This window comes from Pseudomonas sp. H3_E04 (assembly GCF_054668915.1).
On the sequence record NZ_CP162797.1, the window covers coordinates 2,455,001 to 2,469,479 of the forward strand.

Below are 14,479 nucleotides of genomic sequence, written 5' to 3' on the forward strand. Positions count from 1 at the left end.
GCACCGCCCTGGCCACCAAGGCGCTCAAGGCTTTCACTCAACTCTCGCTCGACGATGGCAGCGAACAGCGCATCCTTTGATGAAAAGTGGCTGTAGAACGCCGCGCCACTCAAACCGATGGCTTTCATCAGGCCATCCACGCCCACCGTGGAAAACCCCGATTTTTTCGCCGAAAGCGCGCTGCTTTGCAGCAACCGTTCGCGGGTTTCCGATTTATGTCCGGCCGAATAACGCATGCCCTCTCCTGAAATAGCTCGCCTTGACGCTGCGCAAATCCTAGCATAACGTTCGTTAACTAAACGATCGTTAACCAAAAAGGGTTCACCCATGAATAACAAGAAGGTCGTGTTGGTTGTCGGGGCCGGCGATGCCACGGGCGGAGCGATTGCCAAGCGTTTCGCCAGTGAAGGTTTCATCGCCTGCGTGACCCGGCGCAGCGCCGACAAATTGCAGCCACTGGTTGATGCAATCATCGCTGAGGGCGGTGAGGCTCATGGTTTTGCCTGCGATGCGCGTAAGGAAGAAGACGTCATAGCGCTGATTGAAGACATCGAAACCCGAGTCGGCCCGATTGAGGCCTTTGTCTTCAACATCGGCGCCAACGTGCCCTGCAGCATTCTCGAAGAAACCGCACGCAAATATTTCAAGATCTGGGAGATGGCCTGCTTCTCCGGCTTTCTCAATGCCCGTGAAGTGGCCAAGCGCATGGTGACTCGGCAGCGCGGCACAATTCTGTTCACCGGAGCCACGGCCGGGTTGCGCGGAGCTTCTGGATTTGCCGCTTTCGCTGGAGCCAAGCATGGCATCCGCGCACTGGCACAAAGCATGGCGAGAGAGTTGGGGCCGATGAACATTCATGTCGCCCACGTCGTGGTTGATGGTGCGATCGACACCGATTTCATCCGTAACAGCTTTCCCGAGAAATACGCGACCAAGGATCAGGACGGCATTCTCAATCCAGAGCACATCGCCGAAAACTACTGGTATCTGCACAGTCAGCCACGGGATGCCTGGACGTTCGAGCTGGACCTGCGCCCATGGAACGAACGCTGGTAAGCCCTCCCCTCCATTACAACAATAAGAGAGCAACTTGATCATGACGAAAACCGTGGAATTCTATTTCGACCTTGGCAGCCCCGCTACCTATCTGGCATACACCCAACTGCCGAAGATTTGCGCCAATGCCCAAAGCGAACTGACCTACATTCCAATGCTCTTGGGAGGGGTGTTCAAAGCCACAGGCAACGCTTCGCCGGCAATGATTCCGGCCAAGGGTCGCTACATGTTTAAGGACCTCGATCGCTTCGCCAAACGCTACGGCGTCCAGCTGAGATTCAATCCGCACTTTCCAATCAACACGCTGATATTGATGCGTGCCGTCACTGGCATGCAGATGCACCAGCCGCAGCGTTTCGCGGAGTTCGTCGATTGCCTGTTCAAGGCTCTTTGGGTAGAAGGCCGTAACCTCAACGATCCGCAAACCGTAGCCGCCGTGCTCACTGAAAACGGCTTCGATCCCCAAGAGACAATGGCGCTGACCAACGATGAATCAGTCAAAGCCGCACTCAAGGAAAACACCGAAGCCGCCATCAAGCGCGGCGTTTTCGGTGCCCCCAGCATGTTCATCGGCGATCAGTTGTTCTTCGGTCAGGATCGACTCGACTTCGTAGAAGAGGCGTTGCGCCAGGATTGAAGCCGAGCCCCAAGGCACCGCGAGCGGCGCCTTGGGTAAATCGATCAAATGGCCACAGCGCGCTCGTTCAGCCAGCTCAGCGCCGCACCATCCAGCAATGGGCTCAGACGCTCACGCACCTCGCGATGGTAGTCGTTCAGCCACTGCTTTTCTTCATGGGTCAGCAGGTCGGCAATCAGGCAGCGAGTATCGATCGGGCACAGCGTCAGGGTTTCGAACTTGAGGAAGTCGCCGAATTCGCTGCTGCCGGCCTCGCGGTTCATCGCCAGGTTCTCGATGCGCACGCCCCAGCGGCCTGGGCGATAAGTGCCGGGTTCGATCGAAGTGATCATCCCCGGTTGCATCGCTGTTTGCGGTGCCGGTGCCGCTTGATAAGCGATCACTTGCGGACCTTCGTGAACGTTGAGGAAATAGCCCACGCCGTGACCGGTGCCGTGACCGTAGTCGACGTTGTCAGCCCAGATCGGCGCACGGGCGATCGCGTCGAGCAGCGGGGAAAGAATGCCTTTCGGGAATCGTGCCCTCGACAAGGCAATCACGCCTTTCAACACGCGCGTGCAATCCTGCTTTTGCTCTTGCGTCGGCGTCCCCACCGGGACCATGCGGGTGATGTCTGTGGTCCCGCCGAGGTACTGGCCGCCGGAGTCGATGAGCAACAGACCATCACCCTCGATCACCGCATGCTCTTCCTCGGTAGCGTGATAGTGCGGCATCGCGCCATTGGCGTTGAACGCGGCAATGGTGTTGAAGCTCAGCGAAACGTAATCGGGACGACGTTCCCGGGCAGCGGTAAGTTTCTCGTCGATGGTCAGTTCGGTGATGCGCTCGCGCCCCCACGCCGATTCCAGCCAGGCAAAGAATTCGCACAATGCCGCGCCATCCTGCTCCATCGCTTTGCGGATGTGCTGAGCGTCGGCTTCGCTTTTCTGCGATTTGGCCAACGTAGTCGGGTTGAGACCCTCGACCAGTTTCACGCCACTGTCCAGGTGATCCAGCAAACCTGTGGTCACGCGCGCCGGATCGACCAGCAGGCTCGCGCCACTCGGCACAGACCGCAACGCATCGGCCACTTCGCTGTAATCACGCAGCGTTACGCCATCCTGTTCAAGCACAGCGCGCAGATCGGCATCGACCTTGCTCAGCGCCACAAACAGCGTGGCCTGTTGCTGATTGATCAAAGCGAACGAAACAAACACCGGATTGAACGAGACATCACCGCCACGCAGGTTGAACAGCCAGGCGATGTCATCCAGGGTGGCGATGAAGTGCCAGTCGGCACCGCGCTCTTGCAAGGTTTCGCGCAATTTCGCGAGTTTCTCGCCACGGCTGACGGTCGCTTGCGGCGGCAGATGCGGATAGATCGGCGCGTTCGGCAGGCTTGGACGATCACGCCAGACTTCCTGCAACAGGTCGATATCGGTGCGCAGGCGAGCGCCGCGTGCTTCGAGTTTGCTACCCAGTGTGCGCGCCGACGCCACTGCCATCACCGCACCATCGACCGCAACGACGCCGCCTTCAGGTGTTTGCTCGGCGAGCCAGTCCAGCGGGCTCGGTTGCCCCGGTTGCAGCTTGACCAGTTCGATGCCGCTGCCGTTGAGCTCTTTCGTCGCCTGTTCCCAGTAACGACTGTCGGCCCATACACCGGCGAAATCAGCGGTGACGATCAGCGTACCGACCGAGCCATGGAAACCCGACAACCATTGCCGGCCCTGCCAGTAACCTGGCAGGTATTCCGAAAGATGCGGGTCGGCGGACGGCACCAGCAGCGCATGGATGCCTTCGCGGCGCATCAGTTCACGGGTATGCGCCAGGCGCTGAGGTACCGATCCTTCGGTCAAGGTGTGGGAACTCATCATGTCTCCTGCTAATCGCGTCATCGTTATTGTTCGTAGCCTTGGCGGCCATGGAAAGCGTCGGCTGTTTAAAGCCCTGTCACCCAGAATGCCGGGGCACTGGCGCAGGCGGTTGTGATCAGGTCAACGGCCTTGTCGACATCCTCGACGGTGGTAAATCGCCCGAGGCTCAAGCGAATGGTGCGCCCCGCCAGCCGCGCATCGTGCCCGAGCGCGAGCAGCACGTGGGACGGCGCATTACTTGCGGAATTACACGCCGACGTCGCGGAAAACGCGATCGAATGGCTCAACGCAGCGCTGTTGAACTCGCCCTCGCTGAACGTCAGGCTCAGGGTGTGCGGAATACGTTGCGAGGCACAGCCATTGAGGCGCACGCCGGGCAACTTCAAAAGCTGTTCGAGCAAGCGTTCGCGCAAAGCGATGATGGACTTTTTCTCTTCAGCGAATGCGTCGGCGGCCAACGCGAATGCAGCGCCCATCCCGGCAATCTGGTGAGTCGCCAGGGTCCCGGAGCGCAAGCCACCTTCGTGACCGCCACCATGGATTTGCGCCTGCAAGCGTTGCTGCGCCTGCGGGCCGACGTACAAGGCGCCGATGCCCTTGGGGCCGTAGACTTTGTGTGCGGAAAACGACATCAGATCCACCGGCCAGCGGCTCAGATCGATCGCGACCTTGCCAGCGCCCTGCGCGGCGTCGACATGAAACAGGGCCTGCCGACTGCGCACCACCTCGCCAATCGCCTCGACATCGTTGACCGTGCCCAATTCGTTGTTGACCAGCATCAGCGACACCAGAAAGGTGTCATCACGCATCGCTTCGCTGACCGCTTGCGGCGTGATCAAGCCTTGGGCGTCCGGCACCAGATAGGTCACGGCAATGCCCGAATCCTGCAATTGCCGCGCGGTGTCGAGAATGGCCTTGTGTTCGATCTGACTGGTAATGATGTGCCCGCCGCGAACGCCACGGGCCTGAGCGACGCCTTTGAGGGCGAGGTTGTTGGATTCAGTGGCACCGGAGGTCCAGACAATCTGCTCAGGCTGCGCGCCGACCAGATCGGCAACTTGCCGGCGCGCCTGCTCGACCGTTTGCCGGGCCTGCTGGCCGAAGGCGTGGGAGCTGGACGCCGGGTTGCCGAAGTTACCGTGAAAACCCAGACATTCGATCATCACCTGGATGACCCGCTCGTCCACCGGGGTGGTGGCGGCGTAATCGAAATACAACGGACGTGTGTTCATAAAGGACTCGCAGAGCGTGTTCCGGGATCAGGAGGCTCGTGTCTGCAAACGACGATGCACAGCCTCGTGAGCTGTGCATGGGTTCGAGAGCGTCATCAATACCTGATCGGATGCCGTTAAAGAAGTAGGGCTTCATTAAAAGTGCGTAGGAACGCTCCTGAAACCGAGCTTAACAGGCATCGGGCCGGCGATTGAAGCAATGCGTCAATGAAAGCTTTCGAGAAGTAACGGATACAACGAGATCACCAACAGCGCGGCCATGCCCCAATTGAACACGCGCAACCAGCGCGGATCCTTGAGCACATTGCGCAACAGCGTGCCGCACGCCGCCCACAGGCCGACGCTGGGCAGGTTGATGATGGCGAACACCGCCGCGATGATCACGACGTTATAGAAATAACCCTGCATGGGCGTGTACGTGCTGATGGCACCGATGGCCATGATCCACGCCTTGGGATTGACCCACTGGAACGCTGCAGCGCCCAGATAGCTGATCGGTTTCGCCTCGCCGACGGCACTGTCACCGACCGGGCCGGAGTGGGCGATCTTCCACGCCAGATACAGCAAATACGCCGCGCCGACATAGCGCAGCACTGTGTAGAGAATCGGATAGGCCTGAAACACCGCGCCAAGGCCGAAGCCCACCGCTACCACCAACAGAAAGAAGCCGCAGCTGATGCCGAGCATGTGGGGAATGGTGCGGTTGAAACCGAAGTTCACTCCGGACGCCAACAACATGGTGTTGTTCGGCCCCGGTGTGATCGAGGTAACAAGGGCAAACAGGGCAAAGCCCAACAGCAGATCAAGCGAGAGGTTCATCAAAGCAGTCCATCCAGGGTCATTCAGCTGTTGACCCTATCCCACACGGCCCGGCAAACCCACGGACAGTTAGGGAAACTTCAAGCAGTACAGTTTGCTTTCAGCTTGGACGACCGTGCAGCTGTATGGCACGTTCGGCGCTCATCTCACCCTGTTGATCGAAGCCGAAGGTCTTCTGCGGCTGGCCGAGCAATTGGGCTTTTTTCGCGTGGTATTCGTCGAACGACAAACCGCTGCGGTTCAGCGCTTCCAGTGCCAGTTCGCGGGATTCTTCAGCGGTGTAAGGGCGCAGCTCGGGCGAAACATGGCCGGCACAACCGGCGAGTACGGAAACAGCGAGCATCAGCGAAACAGTCAGTAAACGGTTCATGGGAGCGTCCTGGCGAGCAATGTGGGGTCGATGGAGAAAGGCTACGCCCGGGCACGCTCGCGCAGAAATCAACGCTCTCAATAGTGGCTATCAGGTTTGCGCTAATACTGGCTGACCGGCAGACGGCAATGCAGCGCATCGTCGTGGCTGCGGGCAATGCTGCTGTGCACCTGGAATGAATTGAAGGTCACGGTTTTCGCCCGATGCGTACGGATCAACTGCCAGAAATCCTCTTCGCCGCGTTCGAAACTGCGAAATGCCGCCTCGCCCGCTTCGCGACTTTGCCACTGCCAAAAGCTCAACACTCGGCGGCCGTCGTCGCTGGCTTGCACGCTGGCGCTGAGAAATCCGTCGTAACGCTGAGCCAGACCCTCGGTCTGCGTCGCCAGGGCCAAGACCAGCGCCGCTTGCTGACGGGGTTCGATTTCGAATTCGATCAATTGGGTAAAGCTGCGATTGCTCATGGAAAGCCCCACTCATCTTGAAGCGAGCCTTGCGACCCGAAGAGCTGCAGGGTAAAACCTCTAGTTAAGTCAAGGTCAAGAGCATTTTCAGCATGATCAGCAAAGAGCAGGTACACAAGCCTCTCACCGTCGGCGAAGTTGCTGCGCGCAGTGGCGTCGCGGTCACCGCGCTGCATTTTTATGAAGCCAAAGGTTTGATCAAGAGTGAACGCAATGCCGGCAATCAGCGCCGCTATCCGCGTGCAGTTCTGCGCCGGGTGGCGTTGATCAAAGTCGCGCAACGGTTGGGGATACCGCTGGCGGAGATCGGCGAAGCGCTGAAGATCCTGCCGCAGGATCGCGCGCCGTCGGCGGCGGACTGGAAAATGCTGTCTGAACAATGGCAGCGCGAGCTCGATGAACGAATCAGGCAATTGACGCTGATGCGCGATCAGCTCACCGGGTGCATCGGCTGCGGCTGTCTGTCCATGGAAGCGTGTCCATTACGCAATAAAGGCGACATGCTCGGTGACCGAGGGCCAGGCCCGCACTTTCGCGATGAATGATGATTGCTGCTCGTCGGCGGAAAATCTGCGCAGTAAGGACGGTTCTATAGTGATTGCTCCGGGTAAGCCGGTGTAACCACATCTGTTGAAAACAAAAACAGGGAGAACGTCATGAGCGTCAAACCCATTCCCGAGGGGTATCACAGCATTACCCCGTATCTCGGCATCCAACAGGCCGCCGAGGCCATCGAGTTCTATAAAAAAGCCTTCAACGCCAGCGAAGTCATGCGCCTGACCATGCCCGACGGCAATATCGGCCACGCCGAACTGCGCATCGGCGACAGCGCAATCATGCTGGGCACGCCTTGCGATCAAGGACCCTTGAGCAATCCGCAGCAAGCAGTGTCGATCGGCTTGCACCTGTATGTCACCGATGTCGACCAGTCCTTTCGACAAGCGCTGGATGCCGGGGCGCAAAGCGTCTCCGATGTCAAAGACCAGTTTTATGGTGATCGCAGCGGCACGCTGAGAGATCCGTTCGGCCATCTGTGGTTTCTCGCCACGCACAAAGAGGATCTGAGCGAAGAGCAGATTCGCCAGCGAGCGATGGAAATGTTCAGCCAAGGTTAAGGGGTTATTGCTTCGAACGATCAGCTAAAAAAGCGCTGACGATGTAATTGCGAAACATTTACTTTCATATCCGCTTTCGGGATTTTCTTCGCTCATCCGTCTTATAGGAATGCAGGCCGTTCGCGTAGGCAAAAGCCACGAACGGCCTCCCGGGGAGTTCCGTGCTGCGAAGCCCGTAGCCCGGCCCCTTCCACCGCAATCAAGACGCGCAATCATGTCGAAGAAATCCCGTTCCAAACTGTGGTTCCTGGTGCATAGCTGGCTGGCGTTGCCGATCTGGTTCTTTGTGTTGATCGTCTGTGTCACCGGCACGCTGGCGGTGGTCAGCCAGGAAATTGTCTGGCTGGCCAACCCGCAAATGCGCGCCAGTCAGCCGTCGGACGACGCGCCGCGACTGAGCTACGACCAGATCCTCGCTGCGATCAAACAAGCCGAGCCGCAAACCCTGGTGCAGAGCATCAATCGTCCGGACGAGTCGCACTTTGCCCTCGACGTCGAAGTCAGCTACCCCGACGGGCGCTCGCTGACGGTCTATGTCAATCCGTACACCGGCGTCATTCAGGGCACCGCACCGGCCTTCGATTTCAAGGCGTTCACCCGCGCCCTGCACGGCTGGTGGCTGGTGCCGTTCACCAATGGCTACAGCTGGGGCTGGTATCTGGTGTCACTGCTCGGCGTACCGATGCTGGTGTCGCTGATTACCGGGCTGGTGGTCTACAAGCGCTTCTGGAAAGGATTTCTGCGCCCGACCCTGCGTGTACGCCATGGCGCGCGGATCTTCTGGGGCGACTTCCATCGGCTGTGCGGCATCTGGTCGATCTGGTTCATCGCGGTGATTTCCATCACCGGCATCTGGTTCCTGATCAAGGCGATCCTGTTCGATAACCAGATTTCCATTTCCAGCGAACCGATCATCCCGGCGATGTCCCGCGAAAGTGTGCCGATCTCGGCCGCCGGCACCCCGCCGCCGCGTATCAGCCTGGACCGCGCCATCGAAATCGCCCAGCAGAAGATTCCGGGGCTGGAAGCCAGCTACGTCAACCTGCCGGGCAATGCCTACTCGCACATGAGCGTCAGCGGCCGTGGCTGGTATCCGCTGATGTACCAGACCGCGACCCTCAACCCTTACAACGGCGAAATGGCCTCTTCACGGCTGCTGTCCGACCGGTCCTCGCTGGAATTCGTCACCGAGTCCATGCGTCCGCTGCACACCGGCGACTTCGGTGGGATCTGGATCAAGTTGATCTGGTTCTTCTTCGGTCTGTTGCTGAGCATGATGATCCTCAGCGGCCTGCTGATCTGGACCAAGCGCACCGCCCTGGCCACGGCCAACGCGCTGAAACGCGAGGACAAGAAAAACCGCATCAAGGCACAACCGGCGCTGCGCCGTGAAACTTCGGAGGCCAGTCTGTGAACAAAGCCATCTCGGTCACACCGCCGTCGCGCCTGTCGCGTTTCTGGCACAAGTGGCGCTTCCACATCAACGTCCTGCTGCTGTTGATCCCACTGGGCTTCATGCCGAAATACTTTGCCGATGCCTCGCTGTTTCGCGGCGACAGCGGCCTGGGCCAACGTGAAATAGGCACCGTTCAGGTCGGCCCGTGGAGCCTGCGCCTGGCCGAACTGCGTGACGAGGCGCCGCACCTTAGCGGTCCGGCCGGCTATATGAAGGATTTCACTGCCGCCGTTTGTGATACCTGCGTCGAACAGGTCAAGGCCACTTACCTGCGCATCGGCAAACCGCGCAGCCTGCGCGCCGCCGGCACGATCTTCTTCGGTACGCCTTATCGCATGGGCACGCAAATGCCGATCCCGGCAAAAACCAAACCTGACGCCGAGCTGTGGATCACCATGGAAGGCTGGGACGGCAGCATGCACCAAGCCGCGATTCCCCTGAGCCAAGCCTCCCCCGCCACGGTTGCGTGGCTGAACAAACAAGGAGCCAAACCATGACTCGCTCACCCCTTCAGACCCGTTTGCTCGCCAGCGCCGCGCTGCTGCTGAGCGCCGGTTTCAGCGCCAGCGCCCTGGCGCACAACCCGATGTGCGAATGCAAAGCCATCGATGCCGAACAGATCAAATGCACCGGCGGTTTCTCCGACGGCAGCGGCGCGCCGGGGGTGACGCTCGACGTGATCGGCTACGACGAAACCATTCTGGTGCCGGGCAAATTGGGTGATGACTCGACGCTGACGTTCAAGAAACCCGGCAGCGAGTTCTATGTGCTGTTCGATGCCGGCCCCGGCCACGTTGTGGAAATCGACCAGGCGGATATCGAAGCCCCATGAGTACCCCGACAACTCAAGTGGTACGCCCGGCCGGCGCCGGCCATGAAACCCTCAACGTGCTGCTGTTGTGCCTGCTGATCCTCGCGGTCGCCGGCTCGGTGGTGGCGTGGCGCGGAGTTTCCCATGAACCGGAGCCCGTCGCCAGCAACCAGTACGACGCCCGCCGCGATCTCAGCGCCGCCGAGCAAGGCATCTATGCCGACCTGCGGGTGACCCTCGACGAAATCCGCTTGCTGCGCGAAGAGCAACACGCCCTGCCGACGCCACAGATGCTGGCCGACGAAGGTTTCGCGCCGTTCGCGCAGGATGCCAGTTCGGTCAGCCGTGGCGGTCATGCGTGGCAAATGCTCGCCGATCGTGCCTATTTCGGTCGGAGTGCGACGCCTGATGTCGCCGGTTCGTTTCTGATGCGCGTCGGCACTGACGCCAACGCCGCACCGGACATCTGGCTGAACCGCAGCGCCGATCCCGCACCTGCTGAGGATCTGTCTGACGCCGCGCTGTCCGCCGCTGGCTGGAAACAGATCGTCGCGCAATTCGATGCCGGGGTCACCCGCGAACATCGCCATTGATTCCTCGCCTTTATCCGAGAGAAGACTGCTTGCCCATGTCCATTTCATCTCCTCGCCGTCCCTTGTTACGCCTGTTTCTGTTTGGCCTGTGCGCCTGCCTGCTGAGCCCACTGGCCAGCGCCGAGCAAGGCAAACGCCTGCGTATCGGCATCACTCTGCATCCGTATTACAGCTACGTCGCCAACATCGTCGGCGACAAGGCCGAAGTAGTGCCGCTGATTCCCGCCGGCTTCAACCCGCACGCCTACGAGCCTCGAGCTGAAGACATCAAGCGCATCAGCGGGCTGGACGTGATCGTGCTCAATGGCGTCGGCCATGACGACTTCGCCGACCGGATGATCGCCGCCAGTGAAACACCCAACGTAAAAACCATCGAAGCCAACGAGAACGTGCCGCTGCTGGCGGCCACCGGTGTCGCTGCGCGCGGCGCCGGCAAAGTGGTCAATCCGCACACGTTCCTGTCGATCAGCGCCTCCATCGCCCAGGTCAACAACATCGCCCGCGAGCTGGGCAAGATCGACCCGGACAACGCCAAGACTTACACCCAGAACGCGCGCGCCTATGGCAAACGCCTACGGCAGATGCGCGCCGACGCGTTGGCCAAACTGACCCAGGCACCGAACGCCGAACTGCGCGTGGCCACGGTGCACGCGGCTTACGACTATCTGTTGCGTGAATTCGGTCTGGAAGTGACGGCCGTGGTCGAACCGGCCCACGGCATCGAGCCGAGCCCAAGTCAGCTGAAAAAAACCATCGACCAGTTGCGTGAACTCGACGTCAAAGTGATCTTCTCGGAGATGGATTTCCCATCCAGCTACGTCGACACCATCCAGCGCGAATCCGGGGTGAAGCTGTACCCGCTGTCGCACATTTCCTACGGCGAATACACCGCCGACAAGTACGAAAAGGAAATGACCGGCAACCTCAATACCGTGGTTCGGGCGATTCAGGAGTCGGGGGCATGACGTCGAAAGAAACCCTGATCCCTGACAGCACCAATAACCCGGTGGGAGCGAGCCTGCTCGCGAAGACGCCGGCTCAGGCAACATCTTCGCTGAATGACACACCGCATTCGCGAGCAGGCTCGCTCCCACAGGGGATAACCGGGCCATCGCTGGAGTTTACGGAAGTGAGCCTGACGCTGGGGCGCACGACGATTCTCGACAAGGTCAGCTTTCAGGTGCAGCCCGGTAGCGTGCATGCACTGGTCGGCCCCAACGGTGGTGGCAAGAGTTCACTGATCAAAACCCTGCTCGGGCAAATGCCGCATCAGGGCCAGCTCAGTCTGCACTGGCCCGGCGAGCCAGGCACCATTGGATACGTCCCGCAGGCGCTGGAGTTCGATCGCGGCTTGCCGATGACCGTCGACGATTTCATGGCAGCGATGTGTCAGCGCCGCCCGGCCTTCCTCGGTTTGAGCAAACACTACGCCGGCGCCATCGGCGAGGCGCTGGAGCGCGTCGGCATGCAGGACAAGCGCAAGCGGCGCATGGGCGCGCTGTCCGGCGGCGAGCGGCAGCGGGTGCTGCTCGCGCAAGGTTTGATTCCGGCGCCGCAGCTGCTGGTGCTCGACGAGCCGATGTCGGCCCTCGATGAGGCCGGGATTCAGGTGTTCGAACGTCTGCTGACTGACTGGCGCGCGGCGGGTATCACCGTGCTGTGGATCGAGCATGATCTGGAAGCGGTGGGTCGGCTGGCCGATCGGGTTACCGGTCTCAACCGCCGCGTGCTGTTCGATGCCACACCGCAACAGGCACTGACTCCGGAGCGTCTGCTGACGCTGTTTTCTACCCATCCACGGAGCGCGGTCTGATGAGTTACGAAGCCTTTCGGCTGATGGTCCAGGGTTGGGCGTCTTCCGGTTATCTGCCCGAGGCGCTGGCCTACGGTTTTGTGGTCAATGCGCTGCTCGCCGGCTTGCTGATCGGCCCGGTGCTGGGCGGGCTCGGCACGCTGGTGGTGGTCAAGCGCTTCGCGTTCTTTTCCGAAGCAGTCGGCCATGCCGCGTTGACCGGTGTCGCCATCGGCATTCTGCTCGGCGAACCCTACACCGGCCCGTACGGCAGCCTGTTCGGTTACTGCCTGCTGTTCGGCATCCTGCTCAATTACCTGCGCAACCGCACCGGTCTGGCACCGGATACGCTGATCGGCGTGTTTCTCTCGGTGTCGCTGGCCTTGGGCGCGAGCCTGCTGTTGATCCTCGCCGGCAAGATCAACGTGCACATTCTGGAAAACGTGTTGTTCGGTTCGGTACTGACCGTCAACGGCAATGATCTGGCGGTGCTGGCGATCGTCGGTTCGCTGGTCATGGCCCTGGCCCTGCCGCTGTACAACCGCATCATGCTCGCCAGTTTCAATCCGCAATTGGCGGCGGTGCGTGGCGTAGCGGTGAAGACCCTGGATTACCTGTTCGTGATTCTGGTGACGTTGATCACCGTTGCGGCAGTGAAGGTGATCGGCGCAATTCTGGTCGGTGCCTTGTTGGTGATTCCGGCTGCGGCGGCGCGCTTGCTCAGCCAGTCGCTGAAGGGATTTTTCTGGTGCTCGGTACTGATCGCCACCGTCAGCACGCTGTGCGGCATTCTGGCGCCGATCGTCTTTGATCTGCCGATTCCGTCCGGCGCCGCGATCATTCTGGTCGCCGGCATCGCTTTCGCCCTCGCCGCCATTGCGCGCGGCGTCGTCCCCAGCCTGAAAGGGAACCTTGGATAAATGGCTTTTTCACTGCGTAACCTGACTCTGGCCATGGCCCTGTGTGGCGTGGTCTGCACCCCGCTGCTGGCGGCTGAAAGCGCGAAACCCCTGCGCGTCCTGGCCTCGTTACCGATCACCTATGGATTGGGCGAAGCATTGCTCAAAGGTACCGACGTCAAACTCGAACGCGCGGCGCCGGCCAACCTTCCGGGTAGCCGTCAGACTGCGTATTTCACCGGCCGTGGCGCTCCGACGCTGAGCAAACTGGCCACTGACGCGGACGCGGTGATCGGTCTGCGCTCACTGTGGGCCGATGATCCGCTGTACCCGATCGCGCGCCGTAGCAACATTCGTATCGTCGAAGTCGATGCCGCTCGTCCGGTCGACGGCGCCCTGCCCGGCATCGCCGTGCAGCCAGGCCTGCAGGTTGATGGCCTGAACAGTCAGCCATGGCTGGCGAGCAACAACATGGGGCGCATGGCCGATGTGATGGCGGCGGACCTGGTGCGCCTGGCACCGAGCGCCAAGCCTGCGATCGAAGCCAACCTGGCGGCGTTGAAACAGCGCCTGCTGAAACTCAGCGCCGACACCGAAGCGCGGCTGGCCGATGCGGATAATCTGAGTGTGATGAGCCTTAGCGATCACTTCGGCTATCTGATTGGTAGCCTGAACCTTGAACTGGCCGGACAGGACGCGCGCCCCGACGCCGATTGGACGCCAGATGAGTTGAAGAAGCTGACGGCGACGCTCAAGGAAAATGACGTGGCAGTGGTGCTGCACCATCGCCAGCCCGCAGAGCCGGTGAAAGCGGCGATTGCCGAGTCTGGTAGTCGGCTGGTGGTGTTGAGTACCGATGCGGCGGATCCGCTGGCGGAGCTGGAGGGGAATGTGGATCTGTTGCTCAAGGGGTTGAGCGGAGCGTAGTTTCAGTAAGACCGCGTAATCGTTCTTCGCGAGCAGGCTCGCTCCCACAGGGGATCGCATCTCAATTGTGGGAGCGAGCCTGCTAGCGAAGAGGCCCGCCCCCACAACATCAGTCTCCAGACATGAAAAAACCCGCTGACCATCACTGGTCCAGCGGGTTATTTTTGTCCGGTCGCTTATTGCGCCGGGACTTGCGCATCCATCTTCTGGCGCAGGCTCAACGGGCGCATGTCGGTCCAGACTTCTTCGATATAGGCCAGGCATTCCTTTTTCAGGCCGCTCTTGCCCACGGTGCGCCAGCCTTCCGGCACGGCTTTGTAATCGGGCCAGATCGAGTATTGCTCTTCGTGGTTGACCACGACCTGAAAGAGGATGTCCTCGCGGTCGAATACTGACGTCATGCTGGTTCTCCATCGTTGTAAGGTCGGCTGCACAACGGATGCAGCCGGGGT

General features: G+C 60.4%; 19 protein-coding genes (1 of these 19 only partly in view). 12 read left to right on the top strand and 7 right to left on the bottom strand.

The window, feature by feature from the left end; translation table 11 throughout:
- Window positions 1-236, bottom strand: partial view of a TetR/AcrR family transcriptional regulator gene (locus tag AB4N53_RS10960; RefSeq protein ID WP_460120442.1) — the 5' end (the start) only. The gene continues 334 nt to the left of window position 1, outside the view; only the first 236 of its 570 coding nucleotides appear in the window; its start codon is at window positions 234-236; its stop codon lies off the left edge, out of view.
- A gap of 91 nt (window positions 237-327) precedes the next feature.
- Between AB4N53_RS10960 and AB4N53_RS10965 the strand changes: the two genes are divergently transcribed.
- Both AB4N53_RS10965 and AB4N53_RS10970 read left to right on the top strand, forming a co-directional pair.
- Window positions 328-1,056: an SDR family oxidoreductase gene (locus tag AB4N53_RS10965; RefSeq protein WP_460120444.1), complete on the top strand. Its 729-nt coding sequence runs from the start codon at window positions 328-330 to the stop codon at window positions 1,054-1,056.
- A gap of 40 nt (window positions 1,057-1,096) precedes the next feature.
- Window positions 1,097-1,693: a 2-hydroxychromene-2-carboxylate isomerase gene (locus AB4N53_RS10970; RefSeq protein ID WP_460120446.1), complete on the top strand. Its 597-nt coding sequence runs from the start codon at window positions 1,097-1,099 to the stop codon at window positions 1,691-1,693.
- Between the two features lie 44 nt (window positions 1,694-1,737).
- Here the strand turns inward: AB4N53_RS10970 and AB4N53_RS10975 are convergent, their stop codons facing one another.
- The 5 genes from AB4N53_RS10975 to AB4N53_RS10995 form a co-directional block, all read right to left on the bottom strand.
- Entirely contained in the window at window positions 1,738-3,546 is a 1,809-nt protein-coding gene (locus AB4N53_RS10975) for an aminopeptidase P family protein (RefSeq protein WP_460120448.1), read from the bottom strand.
- Window positions 3,547-3,614: 68 nt separating this feature from the next.
- Complete coding sequence (locus AB4N53_RS10980) at window positions 3,615-4,781, bottom strand: aminotransferase class V-fold PLP-dependent enzyme (RefSeq protein WP_460120450.1); 1,167 nt, start codon at window positions 4,779-4,781, stop codon at window positions 3,615-3,617.
- 204 nt (window positions 4,782-4,985) lie between these two features.
- Window positions 4,986-5,600: a LysE family translocator gene (locus tag AB4N53_RS10985; protein WP_133339307.1), complete on the bottom strand. Its 615-nt coding sequence runs from the start codon at window positions 5,598-5,600 to the stop codon at window positions 4,986-4,988.
- 100 nt (window positions 5,601-5,700) lie between these two features.
- The gene (locus tag AB4N53_RS10990) at window positions 5,701-5,970 is read right to left on the bottom strand and encodes a hypothetical protein (RefSeq protein WP_016770723.1); all 270 of its coding nucleotides are present in this window, start codon (window positions 5,968-5,970) and stop codon (window positions 5,701-5,703) included.
- A gap of 101 nt (window positions 5,971-6,071) precedes the next feature.
- A complete protein-coding gene (locus AB4N53_RS10995) occupies window positions 6,072-6,434 on the bottom strand; it encodes an antibiotic biosynthesis monooxygenase (RefSeq protein WP_460120453.1) in 363 nt (120 codons plus the stop codon).
- 92 nt (window positions 6,435-6,526) lie between these two features.
- Here AB4N53_RS10995 and soxR point away from each other — a divergent pair, with 92 nt between their 5' ends.
- The 10 genes from soxR (at window position 6,527) to AB4N53_RS11045 (ending at window position 14,027) form a co-directional block, all read left to right on the top strand.
- Complete coding sequence (gene soxR, locus AB4N53_RS11000; protein WP_016770798.1) at window positions 6,527-6,979, top strand: redox-sensitive transcriptional activator SoxR; 453 nt, start codon at window positions 6,527-6,529, stop codon at window positions 6,977-6,979.
- A 111-nt stretch (window positions 6,980-7,090) separates the two neighbouring features.
- Window positions 7,091-7,549, top strand: coding sequence for a VOC family protein (locus AB4N53_RS11005; protein ID WP_460120455.1), 459 nt, complete (start codon window positions 7,091-7,093; stop codon window positions 7,547-7,549).
- Window positions 7,550-7,763: 214 nt separating this feature from the next.
- Entirely contained in the window at window positions 7,764-8,963 is a 1,200-nt protein-coding gene (locus AB4N53_RS11010; RefSeq protein ID WP_460120457.1) for a PepSY-associated TM helix domain-containing protein, read from the top strand.
- A complete protein-coding gene (locus AB4N53_RS11015; protein WP_016770801.1) occupies window positions 8,960-9,502 on the top strand; it encodes a hypothetical protein in 543 nt (180 codons plus the stop codon). The genes AB4N53_RS11010 and AB4N53_RS11015 overlap by 4 nt, the downstream gene beginning before the upstream one ends.
- Window positions 9,499-9,837, top strand: coding sequence for a hypothetical protein (locus AB4N53_RS11020; protein WP_016770802.1), 339 nt, complete (start codon window positions 9,499-9,501; stop codon window positions 9,835-9,837). Before AB4N53_RS11015 ends, AB4N53_RS11020 begins: the two co-directional genes overlap by 4 nt.
- The gene (locus tag AB4N53_RS11025) at window positions 9,834-10,409 is read left to right on the top strand and encodes a DUF6162 family protein (RefSeq protein WP_460120460.1); all 576 of its coding nucleotides are present in this window, start codon (window positions 9,834-9,836) and stop codon (window positions 10,407-10,409) included. The genes AB4N53_RS11020 and AB4N53_RS11025 overlap by 4 nt, the downstream gene beginning before the upstream one ends.
- Before the next feature lie 35 nt (window positions 10,410-10,444).
- The gene (locus AB4N53_RS11030) at window positions 10,445-11,374 is read left to right on the top strand and encodes a metal ABC transporter substrate-binding protein (protein ID WP_460120462.1); all 930 of its coding nucleotides are present in this window, start codon (window positions 10,445-10,447) and stop codon (window positions 11,372-11,374) included.
- Window positions 11,371-12,222, top strand: a complete 852-nt coding sequence (locus AB4N53_RS11035) for a metal ABC transporter ATP-binding protein (protein WP_460120464.1) — start codon at window positions 11,371-11,373, stop codon at window positions 12,220-12,222. The genes AB4N53_RS11030 and AB4N53_RS11035 overlap by 4 nt, the downstream gene beginning before the upstream one ends.
- Complete coding sequence (locus AB4N53_RS11040) at window positions 12,222-13,121, top strand: metal ABC transporter permease (protein WP_007917717.1); 900 nt, start codon at window positions 12,222-12,224, stop codon at window positions 13,119-13,121. Before AB4N53_RS11035 ends, AB4N53_RS11040 begins: the two co-directional genes overlap by 1 nt.
- Complete coding sequence (locus AB4N53_RS11045) at window positions 13,122-14,027, top strand: metal ABC transporter substrate-binding protein (protein WP_460120466.1); 906 nt, start codon at window positions 13,122-13,124, stop codon at window positions 14,025-14,027.
- A 176-nt stretch (window positions 14,028-14,203) separates the two neighbouring features.
- On the opposite strand, the gene AB4N53_RS11050 is transcribed toward AB4N53_RS11045, so the two are convergent.
- Complete coding sequence (locus tag AB4N53_RS11050) at window positions 14,204-14,428, bottom strand: MbtH family protein (RefSeq protein WP_460120468.1); 225 nt, start codon at window positions 14,426-14,428, stop codon at window positions 14,204-14,206.
- Window positions 14,429-14,479 lie beyond the last annotated feature (51 nt).